Below are 17114 nucleotides of genomic sequence, written 5' to 3' on the forward strand. Positions count from 1 at the left end.
CGTCCCCCTCGCTCCTACAAGGGAAACGCCGGTGCCAACCTGTAGGAGCGAGCTTGCTCGCGAACCCGGTCAGCAACGCAGAGCGTCGGGGGTATCGACGTCGCGCAGCACGCCGGCGTCGGTGACTTCCAGGGTGATGCAACGATCTCGATTTGCCTGAACCACCGTGCGGGCGCCTTCGTCGCCGGTGAGCTGCGTCAGTGCCGGCCAGAACTCACGGCCGAACAGCACGGGGTGGCCGCGCTGGCCATCGAATAGCGGAAAGAGAATGCTCGCGGCCGATGCAGCGTCAGCCAATTGCTGCAGGGTCTGCGGGGCGATCCACGGCATATCGCCGAGCAGGATGGCCACGGCCTGCGCCTGCGAGTCGATCAGCGAAGCCGCGCCGGCCGCCAGACTGTGCCCCATGCCGAGCGCTGCGTCCGGACTGTGGAACACCCGGCAGCCGGCGGGCAGGCCAAATTCTTCCGCCCGCTCGCCGTCACGCAGCACCACGCGCACCTCATCGAATACCGCCAATGCACGTTCGACGCTGTGCGCCAGCAGGCTGCGCCCATCAGGCAAGGTTGCGCGGCGCTTGTCCGCGCCGAAGCGCGAGCCCTGGCCGGCGGCCAGGACCAGCGCCACGACCATCACAGCGCCTCGCGGGCGATGCCGCTGCGGGTACGCAGGATGTCGGCGAGCACGGCCAGGGCGATTTCCGCCGGGGTCTTGCTGCCGAGGTTGAGGCCGATGGGGGCATGCACGCGCGCCAGGTCAGCGTCGTTCAGGCCACCGATGCGGTGCAGGCGCTCGCGGCGCTTGTCGGAGGTGGTGCGCGAACCCATCACGCCGATATAGAAGGCTTCTGTACGCACGGCTTCGAGCATCGCCAGGTCGTCGATCTTCGGGTCGTGGGTCAGGGCGACCACGGCGGTGTCCGCGTGGCAGCCGCCGTTGGCGATGAAGATCGACGGCAGTTCGCGGCGGATTTCGATGCCGTCCAGCACCACGCCGTCCAGCGCCTCTTCGCGGGGATCACAGAGGATCACCTCAAAACCCAGGCCCTTGCCGAACTCTGCACAGAAATGCGCAACGCTGGAGTACCCCGCCAGCAGCAGGCGTTGCGCAGCACCGACGCGCAGCTGCACGCGGGCTTCGTCACGCTCGACCCGCGGGCCGTGCTCGTGGTCGTCGCTCAGGCGGCGGCTGCCGTCCTGGAGATTCACTTCGCGCAGCAGGCGACGCTGGCCGAGCAGCGCCGATTCCAGCTCGCGCAGGTGGGCCTGCACGTCGCAATCGGGCGCGAGGTTTTCCACCAGCACGTCGAGGATGCCGCCGCAGGGCAGGCGGATGTTCGTGCGGGTGTCGCTGCCGTCGCCGTAGCGCACGACCACCACCGGCTCGCTGAACTCGCCTTCGGCGACACGCTCGAGGAAGTCATCCTCGACGCAGCCGCCGGACAGCGAGCCCACCCACTGGCCGCTGGCGTTGACCGCCAGCAGCGAGCCCGGCGCGCGGGGCGCCGAGCCATAGGTGAAGAGCACGCTGCACAGCCACACGCGCTGCCCGGCGTTGGACCACTGGAGCGCCTGCCGGACTACTTGCAGATCGAGATGCTGCACGACTCACTCCGCCTTGAGTTGAGCGACCTGTTGTACGCCCATGTCACCCGGCAGGCCACCCCAGGCCTGACGCAGGTAGTTGATCAGGTCGGTGAGCTGCTCGTCATTGAGCTTGTCGGCGAAGCCCGGCATCGGCTGCATGCGCTCGAAACCGGTGAACTGCTGCTCGCGGATGCCCTCGACAATGACCTTGGCCAGGTTGCGCGAATCGGCCAGGCGCAGGGTGGTGTTGCCCTGCATGGCCACGGCGATGTGCGGCTTGCCCTCGCCGTCGTTGCCGTGACAGCCGGCGCAGACGTTGAGGTACTGCTGGCGGCCACGCTTGGCGCTGTCGCTGAGCTTGTCCTCGGTCACCGCCTGCACCACCTTGGCCTGCGGCGGCTGCTCGCCGAGCAGGTAGGTGGACATGGCGGCGAGGTCCTCGTCACCCAGGTGCTGGGTGCTCAGGTGCATCACCGGGAACATCTCGTTGAACATGCTGCCCTGCGGGCTCATGCCGTGCTTGAGGAAGCCCGTGAGGTCGGCGCTGGTCCAGCCGCGCTCGGCCAGGTCCTGGGCCAGCAGGCTCGGGGCGCTGTAGCCGTTGAGCAGGCCGCCGGTCAGGCGCTTGTCCTGCTGCAGGGCGCCGATCTGGTTGCGCGGGGTATGGCACTCGCCGCAGTGGCCGAGCACTTCCACCAGGTACTGGCCACGCTGGTACGCCGCGCTCTTGCCCTCGGCGTTCTCCAGCTGGACGCTCTCGCCGTAGAGCATGTTCCAGCCCGACAGGCCCATGCGCACGTTGAACGGGAAGCTCAGGCTGGTTTCAGGCGCGGCGCGGTGCACCGGCGTCTGGCTCATCAGGTAGGCGTAGAGGGCATCGCTGTCCTCGCGTTTGATGAGGTGGTACGAGGTGTAGGGCATGGCCGGGTAGAGATTGGCCCCGTCCTTGCGCTTGCCTTCGGTGAGCGCGGAGAAGAAGTCGTCGGCACTGTAGTTGCCGATGCCGAAGTCCTTGTCCGGGGTGATGTTGCTGCCGTAGATAGTGCCGAACGGCGAGTGGATCGGCAGACCGCCGGCGAACGGCGCGCCGCCCTCGGCGGTGTGGCAGGCCATGCAGTCGGCGGCGCGGGAGACGTATTCGCCGCGCTTGATCAGCTCCTGGTCGGCCGCCTGGGCACTGAGCGCCAGACCAAGGCCGATGGCCAGCGTGAGACCGGAAAGAATGCGCTGCATGCTTAGCCCTCCTTGACCAGGCCGAGATCGGTCAGCACTTCACGGGTGGCGTCGTAGTAACGCACGTACCCGGTGCAGCGACAGATGTGGTGGCCGAGGCTCGCCTCGATGGTCGATTCCAGTTCGCTCTTCTTCAGCGGCTGGCGCTGGGCCTTCTCCACCAGCACGGTGGCGGCGTTGACGAAGCCGGGCGCGCAGTAGCTGCACTGGAAGGCGAAGCGGTCGACGAACTTCTGCTGGATCGGGTTCAGCTCCTTCAGCGAACCGTCTTCCTCGCGCTTGGCGTGGCCCTCGATGGTGCGCACCTTCTTGCCTTCGAAGTAATGCGCGCCGGTGATGCAGGTGCGCACCTCCTCGCTGGTGCCGTCGGGGTTGTCGACGATCACCACGCAGGCGTGGCAGATGCCCTGGCCGCAACCCAGGCGCGAACCGGTGAGGTTCTGGTATTCGTGCAGGTAGTCGATCATCGGCAGGTCCTCGGGAACCTCGACCGGACCGACGGTTTGACCATTGAGGGTCAGGTTGAGCGGACGGTTAGCCATTGAGGGCCTCCTTGATGCGAGCGGGGGTGATGGGCAGGTCGCGGACGCGCTTGCCGATGGCGTGGGCCACGGCGTTGCTGATGGCGCCGACCACCGGGATCATCACCACTTCGGCGATGCCCTTGGACGGGTCGCTGGGCGACAGCGGCGGAAGGATTTCCGAGCTCTGCTGCCAGACGGCCACATCCTTCGCCTTCGGGAGACGGTAGCGGTTGAAGTTCCAGTCGCCCTCGCCCGGGCCACCCTCGTACAACGGCATGTCTTCGAGCAGCGCATGGCCGATGCCCATGGCAGTGCCGCCTTCGATCTGGCCCTTGACCAGCTCGGGCACCAGCACCCGGCCGCACTCGATCCAGCTGTGGTGGTTGAGCACGCTGACTTCGCCGTTGCCCTTGTTCACCTTCAGCTCGACGATGGTCGCCACCGGGCTGTAGTAGGTCACCGCGGCGTTGTTCAGTTGCACCGGCGGATAGGCCACGTTCTGCCGGTCCAGCAGGTGGAAGCCGGCGCTGTTCATCTGCGCCTTCTTCACGCCCGGAGCGCCGTCGCCGTATTTCACGGCCAGGGCGTCCAGCGGCAGGCGGTCACGCACGCCGTCGATGACGTAGTCGCACTCCGCCCAGCTCCAGCGGTTGAAGCCGTGGACGGTGGCACCGGTGACCAGGCCCTTCTCGTGGGCAACCTGGGCCAGCTCGGCGAACGACAGCGGTTGCAGGCCGTTGGCGGTGAGCTTGCCGTCGACCCAGTGGGCGTCTTCGCGACGCACCACCAGCGGGTTGGCCGCGCCGTTGAACGGACCGCGACGCCAGATTTCCAGGGCCGCCGGCCACAGGCCGTGGTTGAACAGCACGCGTGCCGCTTCACGGGTGGCGTGGCTGAAGTAGTAGGCCGAGTTGGTCGCCGACGACGCCGAGGCGTACTTGCCGACCCAGCGCGGGTTGCGCAGCTTCTCGTCCTGGGTGGGCTGGCTCATGGTGTAGGGGTCTTCGCCGCTGAGCAGTTGCAGCTCCGGCCACTCGGTCTCGGCGGTCTTCATCTCGTCCGCCGGTTTGCCGAGGAAGTCGGCCACCACCAGCGCCTGGGAGGTGGACATGCCGGTGCCGATCTCGATGCCGATATGGCGCATGTGCACCTTGCCCTGCGCATCGAACTCGATGCTCGCCATGGGCGCTTCGGAGCCGGTGCCGAAGTCCTTCTGGCAGATGGCGAAACCAACGCCGTACCAGTGGTCCGGGTCCTTGGCGTCCATCTCCTTCTTGCGTGCGTCGCGGGTCTTCCACCACTCGTGGGCAGCAGCCTTGTCGAGGATCTCGTGCAGGCGCAGGGCACCGGCGGGGATCGCGCCCTGGGTGTTCTTCATGCCCGACTTCAGCGCGTTGACGCGACGCAGCTCGATGGCATCGACGCCCAGGCGACCGGCGATCTCGTCCACCATCATCTCGGTGGCGGCCATGCTCTGCAGGGTGCCGTAGCCACGCATGGAACCGGCCTCGACGGCGCGGGAATGGTAGGCAGTCACCTGCAGGTCGTTCTGCGGCATGTAGTAGATCGACTGCGCGGCGGTAGCGCCCACGGCAGCCACGGACGGGCTGTAGTTGATGCGGCCGCCGCCGTCCACGCTCATCTCGGTGCGGAAGATCTTGAAGGTCATGTCCTTCTTGTCCACCGCCAGCTGGTAGCGAATGTCGAACGGGTGGCGCTTGATGCCGCTCTGGAACTGCTCGTAGCGGTCATTGGCCAGGCGCACCGGGACACCGTTGCCATACAGCGCAGCCAGGGCCGCGTAGTAGACGAAGATGTTGTGGTCCTTGGAGCCGTAACCCACGGTGTAGCCGGGGTGCATGTTCAGCTTGGCCAGGCCGAAGCGCGACGGGGCGATCATGTGCGCCGTCTCGAAGGCCGCCTCGAAGGGGCACTGGGTGGCGACGACGAAGTGCAGGGTCTTGCTCGCCGGGTCGTACCAGCCGTTGCCGTTGTCCGGCTCCATGGCGGCTGGTTCGATGGACGGGGTCTTGTAGCGCTCGTCGAAGACCAGCCAGTTCTCCGGCGGGTTGTCGATCTGCTCCTTGATCTTCTGCGCGTAGAATAGGCCCTGCTCGGTGAGGTCGCCGTGCTGGTTGGGCTGCTGGTTCCACACCGGTTTGCGCTCGCGGATCATCGGGAACAGGATCGAGTCCTTGAGGCTGGAGAACTCGTCCGGATCGGCCGAGGTCGCGCCACCGACGCGCACGTAGCGGAAGCTGCCGTAGGGATCGCCCTGGTACAGCGGGGCCTGCGCGCCGTAGCGGATCGCCTTGTCGTTGAACTTCATCTTCAGCTTGGCCTGACGGAAGCGCTCGAAGTCGTTCCAGATCAGGATGGCCACCGGGTGGCCGATGAACATCGGCACCTTGCCGCGCGGCAGCAGCGGGTCCGGGGCGTGGGCCTCGGGGAAGACGATGCCGTCCTTGTCCAGGTCCTCGGCGGTGACGATGCGGTCGGGCTGCAGCTCGGCGCCCAGCCAGGCGAGGTCGATGCCGTCGAAGATGCGGTCGGCCTTGATGGTCTTGAGCAGCATGGCGTGGCCCTGCTGCTGCGGCCAGCCGGGCATGTCTTTCGAACGGATGTCGCGGGCGAACACCTTGTTGCCGCAGACCTTGGACAGCGCGTCGTTACGGAAGCGCGCCTTGCCGTCGTGGCCCATCCACTGCTGGGGGGAGACGGTGACGGAGTTTTCCATCAGGGCAGCGAAAGCCCGGCTGCCGAGCGGCGCCATGGTCACGCTGACACCGGCAATCAGCCCGCCTTGCAGGAAGGCGCGCCGGGAAATATCACGGTTGGACATGGTTCATCCTCTGGACGGTGAAGGCCCGCCCATGTCGTTTTTTCTGTGCTGGAGAGAGTTCGGAGGCCGCGGAATCGCGGGCGTCTCGGGGATGGCGCCGAAGGAAGGATCCTGCAGGAAAACCTGACTCTTCTGTCAACTTTAACGCACCTCAATAGTGCGAAGCAAAGTCAATCGGGCGGCTTGTCGCGGCGATGAAAATTTTAGTCGACGCATCGAGACTATTCGCCAATTGCGGGCTTCGCCGACGACAGGCGTAAAAGTGTTACAGCGTGCTACGCTGCGCAGCCCTTGCTTAGCCTCCTAACAAAAGCCCTTTCCATGACCGCCGAAGCCACGTCCCTGCTGCGTCACCGCCCCTTCCTCGCCTTCTGGCTCGCGCGCGTCTGCACCGCCAGTGCGTTCCAGATGATCACCGTGGCCATCGGCTGGCACATCTACGAGCTGACCCACAACGTGCTCGACCTCGGCCTGGTGGGATTGGTGGAATTCACCCCGCGCGTGCTGTTCATGCTGCACACCGGCCACGTCGCCGACCGCTACGACCGCCGGCGCATCGCCTCGCTGTGCCAGATCGGCCAGGGCCTGATCGCCGTCGCGCTGGTGATCGGCGCCAGCACCGACAACGTGACCCGCGAGATGATCTTCGTGATGGCCTTCCTGCTGGGCACCGCGCGGGCCTTCGAGATGCCGACCACCCAGGCGCTGCTGCCGAACATCGTGCCCACGGCGCTGTTCCCCCGCGCCGTGGCGGCCTCCGCCTCGGCCATGCAGGCGGCAACCATCGCGGCACCGGCCTTCGGCGGCTTCCTCTATGCCTTCGGCGCCTTCTGGGTCTACACACCCACCGCGGTGCTCTACTTCATCGCCTGCACGCTGGTGCTCACCCTGCCCAAGCGTCAGGCACCGGCCGCGCAGGGCAAGGCGACCCTGGAATCGCTGCTGGCCGGCATCCGCTTCATCCGCAGCCGCCCGGACATCTTCGGCGCCATCTCCCTGGACCTGTTCGCCGTGCTGCTGGGGGGCGCCACCGCGCTGCTGCCGGTATTCGCCAAGGACATCCTGCTGACCGGCCCCTGGGGCCTGGGCCTGCTGCGCTCGGCCCCGGCGGTGGGCGCGTTGCTGATGTCGTTCTGGCTGGCGCGCTTCCCCATCGAACGCAACGTCGGGCGGATCATGTTCCTCGCCGTCGGCATCTTCGGCGTCGCCACCATCGCCTTCGGCCTGTCGACCTCCTTCTGGCTCTCCCTGGCGGTCCTGGTGGTGCTGGGCGCGGCGGACATGATCAGCATGGTCATCCGCGGCGCCTTCGTGCAGCTGGAAACCCCGGACGAGATGCGCGGCCGGGTCAGCGCGGTGAACGGCCTGTTCATCGGTGCCTCGAACCAGCTGGGCGAGTTCGAGTCCGGCCTCACCGCCCACTGGCTCGGCACCGTGCCGGCGGTGGTGCTCGGCGGCGTCGGCACGCTGGTGGTCACCGGAGTGTGGATGAAGCTGTTCCCGACACTGGCCAAGCGCGACAAGCTGCACTGAAAAAAATCCCCCGCTGGAAGCACCAGCGAGGGATGTGGGAACGGGCGCTGCGAGCAGCGCCCGGATGGGATCGATTACGCAGCCTAGTGCGCTGGCCCTAACCCAGCAGCGCTCATGAACAGGCGCATCAGCCAGGCCGCGACACCCAGGCCTGCAACGCTCAGCGCCCAGATCAGCACCAGCCAGCCCAGCCGCTTGCGCAGCGGCGCCTTCTGCGGTTCCTCGTGAGTCATGCTGCGCACCTCTAGTGGTAGCCGTCGCCGTGCTTCACCTTGCCGCGGAACACGTAGTAGCTCCAGGCGGTGTAGACGAGGATGAAGGGAATGATGAACAGCGCGCCCACCAGCATGAAGCCCAGGCTCTGCGGCGGCGCCGCGGCATCCCAGATCGACATCGACGGCGGGATGATGTTCGGCCACAGGCTGATGCCCAGCCCGCTGTAGCCGAGGAAGATCAGCGCCAGGGTGAGCAGGAACGGCTTCACGTGGTCATTGCGCGCCACCGAGCGCAGCAGGCCGTAGAAGGTCAGCAGCACCAGCAGCGGCACCGGCAGGAACCAGAACAGGTTCGGCAGGCTGAACCAGCGCTGGGCGATGTCCTCGTGGGCCAGCGGGGTCCACAGGCTGACGATGCCGATCACCGCCAGCAGCACCAGCGCCAGCGGCCTGGCCAGGTCATGCATGCGCTCCTGCAGGCGGCCTTCGGTCTTCATGATCAGCCAGGTGCAGCCCAGCAGGCTGTAGGCGACTACCAGGCCGAGGCCGCAGAACAGCGGGAAAGGAGCCAGCCAGTCCAGCGAGCCGCCGGCGAAGGCGCGGTTTTCCACCGGGATGCCCTCGATGAACGCCCCCAGTGCCACGCCCTGGAAGAAGGTCGCCACCAGCGAGCCGATGATGAACGACTTGTCCCACAGGTGACGCTTGTTGGCCCGCGCCTTGAAGCGGAACTCGAAGGCCACGCCGCGGAAGATCAGCCCGACGAGCATCAGGATCAGCGGCAGGTACAGCGCCGAGAGCACGGCCGAATAGGCCACCGGGAAGGCACCGAACAATGCCGCGCCGCCCAGTACCAGCCAGGTCTCGTTACCGTCCCAGACCGGCGCAACGGTATTCATCATCACGTCGCGGTCGCCCTCGTCCTTGAAGAACGGGTAGAGCATGCCGATGCCCAGATCGAACCCATCCATCACCACGTACATCATCACGCCGAAGATGATGATGATCGCCCAGATCAGCGGAAGATCGATTCCCATGGCTCAGTTCCTCCCCGCTTCAGTGCTGTCATCGTCGTCAAGTCCCTCTTCGGTGGCCGACAGCGGCCGCGCAGCGGTACGTTTCTGGCCGGCGCCGCCATGGCTGGTCTCGCGCCCTTCGTGGGTGACCGGGCCCTTGCGCACCAGGCGCATCATGTAGCCGATGCCCACGCCGAACAGGCTGAAATACACCAGCACGAACATCACCAGGGTCAGGCTCATCTGCGCGACGCTGTGGTTGGACACCGCGTCCGAGGTGCGCATCAGCCCGTAGACGACCCACGGCTGGCGACCGATCTCGGTGGTGAACCAGCCGGCGAGGATCGCGATCAGGCCGGACGGCCCCATCCACAGCACCAGATGGAGGAACGCGCGGTTCTCGAACAGCCGCTTGCGCCAGCGCAGCCAGACGCTCCACAGGCCCACCAGGATCATCAGCAGCCCCAGGCCGACCATGATGCGGAACGACCAGAAGATGATGGTGGAGTTGGGCCGGTCGGCTTTCGGGAAGTCCTTCAGCGCCGGGATCGGCTCGGTCAGGCTGTGGTTCAGGATCAGGCTGCCGAGGACCGGAATCTCGATCTTGAAGCGGGTTTCCTCGCGTTCCATGTCCGGCCAGCCGACCAGTATCAGCGGCGTCGGGCCGCCTTCGCTGTTGTCCCAGTGGCCCTCGATGGCGGCGATCTTCGCCGGCTGGTGCTTGAGGGTGTTCAGACCGTGGGCGTCGCCCACCATGGCCTGGATCGGCGCGACGATCAGCGCCATCCACATGGCCATCGAGAGCATCTTGCGGATCGCCGGGTTGTCGCGGCCGCGCAGCAGGTGCCAGGCCGCCGAGGCGCCGACGAAGAACGCCGTGGCGACGAACGAGGCGATCGCCATGTGCAGCAGGCGGTAGGGGAACGACGGGTTGAAGATGATCGCCAGCCAGTCCACCGGCACCACGATGCCGTTGACGATCTCGTGGCCCTGCGGGGTCTGCATCCAGCTGTTGGAGGCAAGAATCCAGAAGGTCGAGATCAGCGTGCCGATCGCCACCATCACCGTGGCGAAGAAGTGCAGGCCCGGGCCGACGCGGTGCCAGCCGAAGAGCATGACGCCGAGGAAGCCGGCTTCGAGGAAGAACGCCGTGAGCACTTCATAGGTCAGCAGCGGGCCGGTGACGCTCCCGGCGAAGGCCGAGAAGGCGCTCCAGTTGGTGCCGAACTGGTAGGCCATGACGAGGCCGGAGACCACGCCCATGCCGAAGTTGACGGCGAATATCTTCGACCAGAAGTGATAGAGGTCGCGGTAGACCTCCTCATGGGTCTTCAGCCACAGGCCTTCGAGCACCGCCAGGTAACTGGCGAGGCCGATGGTGATGGCAGGGAAGATGATGTGGAAGGACACGGTAAAGGCGAACTGGATCCGGGCCAGGTCGAGCGCCTCTAATCCGAACATGACGATTCCTCTTCAGGCTGACGCCTACCCCACGGAAGGGTCGGGCACCGTACCTTGCGCATGCGCAGGGCGTTCTTGCGTGATGTCTGTGTTTGCTAATGACTCAGTTTCGAGCCACCGATCTGGCGTCGGTTCGGGTTCTTTTCGCCGCTCAATCAGAATGGACCACCATCTGCATTGACGCCGCTCAAGAAACTGCATCGATCTTACGCGCCCGGTGATCGGGGGCTGGAGTGGTGGGTTGCCGCGCGACGGGGTGTCGCGCGACAGCTTGTCTCAGGGCAGGCGGCGATCCTCCATATGAACAAAATCGAATATGAAAATGAAAAATTAATATTTTATTGGAATAAAAAGACCGGGTAACTTTCGCTGCAACCGCTGCCGAGTGAGCCGCGGAAAAAGACTCCACCGCCCGTACGAAGGCCCCATCCCGGCCGGCCCGGACGCCAGCGGTCATCTGCCCCACAAGGACATCGCAATGAAAAAGCTGCTGCTTCTGACCGCCCTCGCCGCTGCCTTCAGCACCACTGCCTTCGCCAACGAGAAACTCGTTGTCGCTGCCACGCCGATCCCCCACGCCGAGATCCTCGAGCTGATCAAGCCGACCCTGGCCAAGGAAGGCGTGGACCTGGAAATAAAGGTCTTCACCGACTACGTACAGCCCAACGTGCAGGTCGCCGAGAAGCGCCTGGACGCCAACTACTTCCAGACCAAGCCGTACCTGGACAACTTCAACGCCGGCAAGGGCACCCACCTGGTCACAGTGACCGGGGTGCACGTCGAGCCCTTCGGCGGCTACTCGAAGAAGTACAAGTCCATCGACCAGCTGCCTGACGGCGCCACCGTCGCCATTCCCAACGAAGGCAGCAACAGCGGCCGCGCCCTGCTCCTGCTGCAGAAGGCCGGCGTGATCAAGCTCAAAGACCCGAGCAACGCCCTGGCCACCCCGAAAGACATCGCCGAGAACCCCAAGCACCTGAAGTTCAGGGAGCTGGAGTCGGCCCTGTTGCCGCGCGTGCTGGACCAGGTCGACCTGGACCTGATCAACACCAACTACGCACTGGAGGCCAAGCTCAATCCGGTGAAGGACGCGCTGATCCTCGAAGACCGCAACTCGCCCTACGTGAACTACCTGGTGGCGCGTCCGGACAACAAGGACAGCGATGCCCTGAAGAAACTCTCCGCTGCCCTGACCAGCCCGGAAGTCAAAGCCTTCATCGAGAAGAAGTACAACGGCGCCGTGGTGCCGGCCTTCTGATCCGTCGCCCGGCCGCTGGCCGGGCGCAACGACTCCCACGCTGGGCGCACCTCAGGTGCACCCGCTTCGACGCCGGTGGGCAGGTTCCACCGGCGTTTTTCTTTCCCAAGGACCTGCCATGAGCGCCCCCGCCAAAGGCCCCTCCACCCGCGCCGTCCATGCTGGCCACGATGCCGACCGGCGCATGGTCACCCGCGCCAAGAGCCAGCCGATCTACCAGAGCTCGGTGTTCGTCTACGACTCCCTGGAACAGGTCGACGACTTCCTCGCCGGCAACCCCGACAACTACATGTACACGCGCATCGGCAACCCCAACCACAGCGCCGTGGAAGAGCTGCTGCGCGAGCTGGAAGGTGGCGAGGACGCGCTGTTCTCCGCCTCCGGAATGGCAGCGATTTCCGCCGCACTGCTGGGTGTGCTGGGTGCCGGCGATCACCTGATCGCCAGCCGCGAGCTGTACGGCACCACCCAGAGCCTGATCGAGAAGGAACTGGCGCGCTTCGGCATCGCCTCCAGCCTGCTCGACCTCAACGACCTGGCGGCAGTGGAAGCGGCGATCACCCCGACCACGAAGCTGATCTACACCGAGACGGCCTCCAACCCGCTGGTACGCATCAGCAACGTCCCGGCCCTGGCCGAGCTTGCCCACCGTCGCGGCCTCAAGCTGCTGGTGGACAACACCTTCCTCTCGCCGGTGCTCTACCAGCCGCTGCGCGATGGCGCCGACCTGGTGATCCACAGCACCACCAAGTACCTCAACGGCCACAGCGACGCCATGGGCGGCGCACTGGTCGGCGAGGCGAAGTGGATCGCCGCCGCGCGGCGCTTCCAGATCAACGCCGGCGGCAGCGCCAGCCCCTTCGAGAGCTGGCTGAACTTCCGCGGCGCCAAGACCCTGGCCCTGCGCATGAAAGCCCACTCGCAGAACGCCCAGGCACTGGCCGAAGCCCTCGAAGCGCACCCGCAGGTGGCCCGCGTGTACTACCCCGGACTGCCCTCGCACCCGGACTTCGAGCTGGCGCAGCGGCTGTTCCGCAAGGGTCATTCGGGCATGTTGAGCTTCACCCTGAAGGGCGGCCTCGATCAGGTCGACACGTTGGTCGGCGAGCTGCAACTGGCCGCCTTCGCCCCCTCGCTGGCCGGCGTCGCCAGCAGCATCACCCACCCCGGCAAGACCTCGCACCGCGCGCTGTCCGCCGAGGCCCTGACCGCGCTGGACATCCACGACGGCACCATCCGGGTGTCGGTGGGCATCGAGGACAGCGAGGACATCGTCCACGACTTCCTGCAGGCGCTGGACGCGCTGTAACAGCAGAAGGAGATTTCCCATGAATGCACCCCACGCGCCGCTACCGCTGCTGACCTTCCCCGACGCCGACAAGAGCCCGCTGAGCATCCGCGCCAAGGCGCTGGTGTTCTTCGACCCGCGCTCCCATGCAGTGCGCGACGAGGTGGAGCGCCTGGCGCCGTTGCCGCAACCGGTGCTGATCCACGGCGAGACCGGCACCGGCAAGGAGCTGCTGGCCCGTCACATCCACCGCGCCAGCGAACGTCCCGGCCTGTTCGTCGCGGTGAGCTGCAGCGCACTGAGCCGCAACTACGCCGACGCCGAGCTGTTCGGCTACGCGCCGGGCGCGCACAACGGCCCGGTGAGCAGTCGCGCCGGCTGGTTCGGCTCGGCCAACGGTGGCACCCTGTACCTGGACGAGATCGCCGACCTGCCGCTGTCGTTGCAACAGAAGCTGCTGCGCGTGCTGCAGGAGCGCGAAGTGCTGCGCGTCGGCGCCCGCGAGCCGGTGCCGGTGGACGTACGCCTGGTCGCCGCCACCAGCATCGATCTGGGGCAGGCAGTGAAGGCGGGGAAATTCCTCGAGGGACTGCAGCAATACCTGCACGACGGCAACCTCACGCTACCGCCGCTGCGCGAACGCGTCGGCGATATCCAGCCGCTGGCCGAGTACTTCCTCGGCGTGCATGCGCAACGCCTGGAACTGCCGGTGCCGCAGATCGCCAGCGACACCCAGCGCGCGCTGGAAGGCTATTCGTGGCCGGGGAATATCCGCGAGCTGGAAAACGTCATCCACTTCGCCCTGCTGGTCAGCCCGGACGAGGAGATTCGCCCGGAGCACCTGAATTTTTCAGGCGGCGTTGCGGGGTCAGGCGGCGTGGCGGGGACGAACGACGGAAAGCAATTGAGCCAAGGAGCGCTGGAGCGTCTGGCGCGCCAGCCCGGCGTCGAGGCGCAGCTGCGTGCGCTGCTGCAACGCCTGGAGCACGAGCGCGGCCAGGACGCCGCGCTGTAGTCGCCAGCGCGACCCGAAGGGCCGCGCACGGGCGACAGCATGCAACTGGGGGTATTACTTGGTGGCGGTGTTCGAGTGAGCAACCACCGGGGTGCACGACGGGTTGGTCAGCTTGGCCGGATCGGTCAGCAGGCCCGGCATCATGCGCGAGGTGCAGTTGAAGATACGGCCCTTGGTGGTGGTGGCCACGTAGGAGAGCTCCTGGCCACCCAGCGCGTCCGGCTGGCCGGCTTTCACGTCGCTGACGACCAGTTCGTCGGAGGAAGCCAGACCGATCATCTGAGCGGTAGCGGCTTGCAGCGGAACGATGGCCTGGTTGGTGGTCATGGTCTGGCAACCGGCCAGCAAAGCGAAGAGTGCAGTGGCAATGGCGATGCGTTTGAAGTCCATCTCGAGATACTCCCTGTTGGTGGTTTTTTGTCCTGCCGGGGGAGACTAACGGAATCAGCAAGTCAATCGCCATAGCCGTTTCACATGTTTTTCACGAAAAATTGCACACTCGTTCAAGTTTCCGGACTGGAACCCGCTCTATTCCGGTAACTGTGCTATGCGAGGAACTGTTTCACCCGCCTGACAGCCGGTAATCGCGGCAAAACCACGAACGGCGCTGAACCGTTTCACCTTTCGCGACGAACGGTCGCAGTGAAAGGCTTTGCCGAGTTGCAGGTCGGCAGGAGGGAATCCTGAGCAGGAAGTCAAAATCAGGACTATTGCCCGCAAATATCGACAAAAGCAGTCTCATCGACCAGCTCAATACTGCTCATCAAGACCATTCACTTCTTTTCGTCACAATCTTCAGGGAAAATGGCTATCAGGCGGTCGGGACCCATTTTCCCCGGCGCCATTGGAGACTATCGTGACCAGCTTTGCCGCTCTTGCTAACTTCTTCGCCGCCACCGCTTTCCTGACCGCGCCCGCGAAGGCCGACCCGGAACGCCGTGAGATCCGTGAGGCGAAAAAGAACCGTCGCAAGTAAAGCAGTACCCGCTCCGCTCGGCCCTTGAACAGGGCCGGCGGCGGGACCACCGGTCCCGCCGATTGGCCTTCCAGGGCCTTCCCGTGTTTTCATTGAATGCTTGTTCAAGGAAAACTTCGAGGGACCCCGCCCGTTTTGTCCGCTGCACAATCCCCCCCGTCCGTAACGCCCTCCCCCAGCATGCGCATGAACCCACCGGTCTTCTACGGTGCGGCCGCGCTGATCCTCATCTTCGCCCTCACCGTCATCGCCCAGCCGCAAAGGGCCGGTGAATGGCTGCTCGCCGCGCAGTCCTGGGCCGCCGACAGCGTCGGCTGGTACTACCTGCTGGCGATGACGCTGTACCTGATCTTCGTGGTGGTCACCGCGCTTTCCGGCTACGGAAAGATCAAGCTCGGTGCCGACCACGACGAGCCGGAATTCAGCTACCTGTCCTGGGCCGGCATGTTGTTCGCCGCCGGCATCAGCATCACCCTGTTCTTCTTCTGCGTGTCCGAGCCGCTGACCCACTTCGCCCAGCCGCCGCAGGGCGAGGCCGGCACCCAGGAGGCGGCGCGCCAGGCCATGCAGCTGCTGTTCCTGCACTGGGGCCTGCACGGCTGGGGCGTGTTCGCCCTGGTGGCGATGGCGCTGGCCTACTTCGCCTACCGCCACAACCTGCCGCTGGCGCTGCGCTCGGCCCTCTACCCGCTGATCGGCAAGCGCATCAACGGCCCCATCGGCTACACCGTGGACTGCTTCGGCATCATCGCCACGGTGTTCGGCCTGGGTGCGGACATGGGCTTCGGCGTGCTGCAGCTCAACGCCGGCCTGGACTTCCTGTTCGGCATCGCCCACAGCCATCCGGTGCAGATGACGCTGATTGCGCTGATGATGGGCGCGGCCATCCTGGTGGCCGTGTCCGGCGTGGACAAGGGCATCCGCCTGCTGTCTGACATCAACATGCTGCTGGCCTGCGCATTGCTGCTCTTCGTGTTGTTCGCCGGCCCCACCCAGCACCTGCTCAATACCCTGGTGCAGAATATCGGCGACTACCTCGGCAGCCTGCCGACCAAGAGCTTCGACCTCTACGCCTACGGCAAGGACGGCAGCGACTGGCTGGGTGGCTGGACGGTGTTCTACTGGGCCTGGTGGATCGCCTGGTCGCCCTTCGTCGGCCTGTTCATCGCGCGCATCTCGCGCGGGCGGACGATCCGCGAATTCGTCTTCGGCGTGCTGTTCATCCCGCTGGGCTTCACCCTGGCGTGGATGTCGATCTTCGGCAACAGCGCCCTGGACCAGGTGCTCAACCATGGCTTCAGCGAACTGGGCCGGGTGGCCATCGCCGATCCGTCCATGGCGCTCTACCAGATGCTGCAGAACTACCCGGCCAGCCGGGTGGTGATCGCGGTGACGGTGCTGGTCAGCTTCGTGTTCTTCGTCACCTCGGCGGACTCCGGCACCGTGGTGCTCTCCACCCTCTCCGCCCACGGCGGCAGCGCCGACGACGACGGCCCGAAGTGGCTGCGGGTGTTCTGGGGCGTAGCCACCGCGCTGGTCACCGGCGGCCTGCTGTTCGCCGGCAGCATCGATGCGCTCAAGTCAGCGGTGGTGCTGACCTCGCTGCCCTTCTCGCTGATCCTGCTGCTGATGATGTGGGGGCTGCACAAGGCCTTCTATCTGGAATCCCAGCGCCAGCGCGCCCGCACCCATTCGCTGGCGCCGCCACCCTCGGCCAAGCCCGGCGGCTGGAAACGGCGCATCTCCCAGGCGGTGCACTTCCCTACCCGCGACGAGGTGTACCGCTACATGGTCGACGTGGTCAGCCCGGCGATCGCCGAAGTTTCCCAGGTGTTCCGCGAGAAGGGCCTGCAGGTGGATTCCGACCTGGACCTGAGCAACCTGGAAATCGGCCTGGAGATCGGCCACGGCGCGCAGCATCCGTTCCTCTACCAGGTGTCGATGCGCGGCTACTTCACCCCGTCCTTCGCCCGCGCCGGCATGGGCGGCCTGCACCTGAAGAACCGCCGCTACTTCCGCGCCGAGGTGCATCTTTCCGAAGGCAGCCAGGACTACGACCTGATGGGCTACAGCAAGGAGCAGATCATCAACGACATGCTCGACCAGTACGAGCGGCACCTGCAGTTCCTGCATCTGGTGCGCTGATCCAGCGCCTACGCACGTCCTT

The 17114-nt window shown here is 65.7% G+C and carries 14 protein-coding genes; 5 read left to right on the plus strand and 9 right to left on the minus strand.

Annotated elements, in window-relative coordinates:
• Window positions 1-69: 69 nt before the first annotated feature.
• From J2T47_RS09920 to J2T47_RS09940, 5 genes are read right to left on the minus strand one after another with little or no spacing between them, the layout of a single operon-like run.
• Window positions 70-636, minus strand: a complete 567-nt coding sequence (locus J2T47_RS09920) for a nucleotidyltransferase family protein (RefSeq protein WP_253445392.1) — start codon at window positions 634-636, stop codon at window positions 70-72.
• Window positions 633-1604, minus strand: coding sequence for an XdhC family protein (locus J2T47_RS09925; RefSeq protein WP_253445395.1), 972 nt, complete (start codon window positions 1602-1604; stop codon window positions 633-635). The genes J2T47_RS09920 and J2T47_RS09925 overlap by 4 nt, the downstream gene beginning before the upstream one ends.
• Window positions 1605-1607: 3 nt before the next feature.
• Window positions 1608-2819: a cytochrome c gene (locus J2T47_RS09930; protein ID WP_253445398.1), complete on the minus strand. Its 1212-nt coding sequence runs from the start codon at window positions 2817-2819 to the stop codon at window positions 1608-1610.
• 2 nt (window positions 2820-2821) lie between these two features.
• The gene (locus tag J2T47_RS09935; protein ID WP_253445401.1) at window positions 2822-3361 is read right to left on the minus strand and encodes a (2Fe-2S)-binding protein; all 540 of its coding nucleotides are present in this window, start codon (window positions 3359-3361) and stop codon (window positions 2822-2824) included.
• Entirely contained in the window at window positions 3354-6185 is a 2832-nt protein-coding gene (locus J2T47_RS09940) for a xanthine dehydrogenase family protein molybdopterin-binding subunit (RefSeq protein WP_253445404.1), read from the minus strand. The genes J2T47_RS09935 and J2T47_RS09940 overlap by 8 nt, the downstream gene beginning before the upstream one ends.
• A 321-nt stretch (window positions 6186-6506) precedes the next feature.
• On the opposite strand from J2T47_RS09940, the gene J2T47_RS09945 reads away from it, so the two are divergent.
• Complete coding sequence (locus J2T47_RS09945) at window positions 6507-7718, plus strand: MFS transporter (RefSeq protein ID WP_253445408.1); 1212 nt, start codon at window positions 6507-6509, stop codon at window positions 7716-7718.
• Window positions 7719-7801: 83 nt separating this feature from the next.
• Here the strand turns inward: J2T47_RS09945 and J2T47_RS09950 are convergent, their stop codons facing one another.
• From J2T47_RS09950 to J2T47_RS09960, 3 genes are read right to left on the minus strand one after another with little or no spacing between them, the layout of a single operon-like run.
• Window positions 7802-7951 (minus strand): DUF2474 domain-containing protein, encoded by a 150-nt coding sequence (locus J2T47_RS09950; protein ID WP_253445412.1) that lies wholly within the window; start codon window positions 7949-7951, stop codon window positions 7802-7804.
• Window positions 7952-7962: 11 nt separating this feature from the next.
• The gene (gene cydB / locus J2T47_RS09955) at window positions 7963-8970 is read right to left on the minus strand and encodes a cytochrome d ubiquinol oxidase subunit II (RefSeq protein WP_151188409.1); all 1008 of its coding nucleotides are present in this window, start codon (window positions 8968-8970) and stop codon (window positions 7963-7965) included.
• Between the two features lie 3 nt (window positions 8971-8973).
• Complete coding sequence (locus tag J2T47_RS09960; RefSeq protein WP_253445415.1) at window positions 8974-10410, minus strand: cytochrome ubiquinol oxidase subunit I; 1437 nt, start codon at window positions 10408-10410, stop codon at window positions 8974-8976.
• Between the two features lie 478 nt (window positions 10411-10888).
• Here J2T47_RS09960 and J2T47_RS09965 point away from each other — a divergent pair, with 478 nt between their 5' ends.
• From J2T47_RS09965 to J2T47_RS09975, 3 genes are all read left to right on the plus strand, one after another.
• Entirely contained in the window at window positions 10889-11668 is a 780-nt protein-coding gene (locus J2T47_RS09965) for a MetQ/NlpA family ABC transporter substrate-binding protein (protein WP_253445418.1), read from the plus strand.
• A gap of 118 nt (window positions 11669-11786) precedes the next feature.
• Window positions 11787-12977, plus strand: a complete 1191-nt coding sequence (locus J2T47_RS09970) for a trans-sulfuration enzyme family protein (protein WP_253445421.1) — start codon at window positions 11787-11789, stop codon at window positions 12975-12977.
• A gap of 19 nt (window positions 12978-12996) precedes the next feature.
• Entirely contained in the window at window positions 12997-13971 is a 975-nt protein-coding gene (locus J2T47_RS09975; RefSeq protein WP_253445424.1) for a sigma 54-interacting transcriptional regulator, read from the plus strand.
• Window positions 13972-14025: 54 nt separating this feature from the next.
• Here the strand turns inward: J2T47_RS09975 and J2T47_RS09980 are convergent, their stop codons facing one another.
• Entirely contained in the window at window positions 14026-14361 is a 336-nt protein-coding gene (locus J2T47_RS09980) for a hypothetical protein (RefSeq protein WP_253445427.1), read from the minus strand.
• A gap of 772 nt (window positions 14362-15133) precedes the next feature.
• Between J2T47_RS09980 and betT the strand changes: the two genes are divergently transcribed.
• Entirely contained in the window at window positions 15134-17092 is a 1959-nt protein-coding gene (betT, locus tag J2T47_RS09985; protein WP_253445430.1) for a choline BCCT transporter BetT, read from the plus strand.
• The last annotated feature ends 22 nt before the right edge of the window (window positions 17093-17114 follow it).

Source organism: Pseudomonas nitroreducens (assembly GCF_024170165.1).
Classification (GTDB): Bacteria; Pseudomonadota; Gammaproteobacteria; order Pseudomonadales; family Pseudomonadaceae; genus Pseudomonas; species Pseudomonas nitroreducens_C.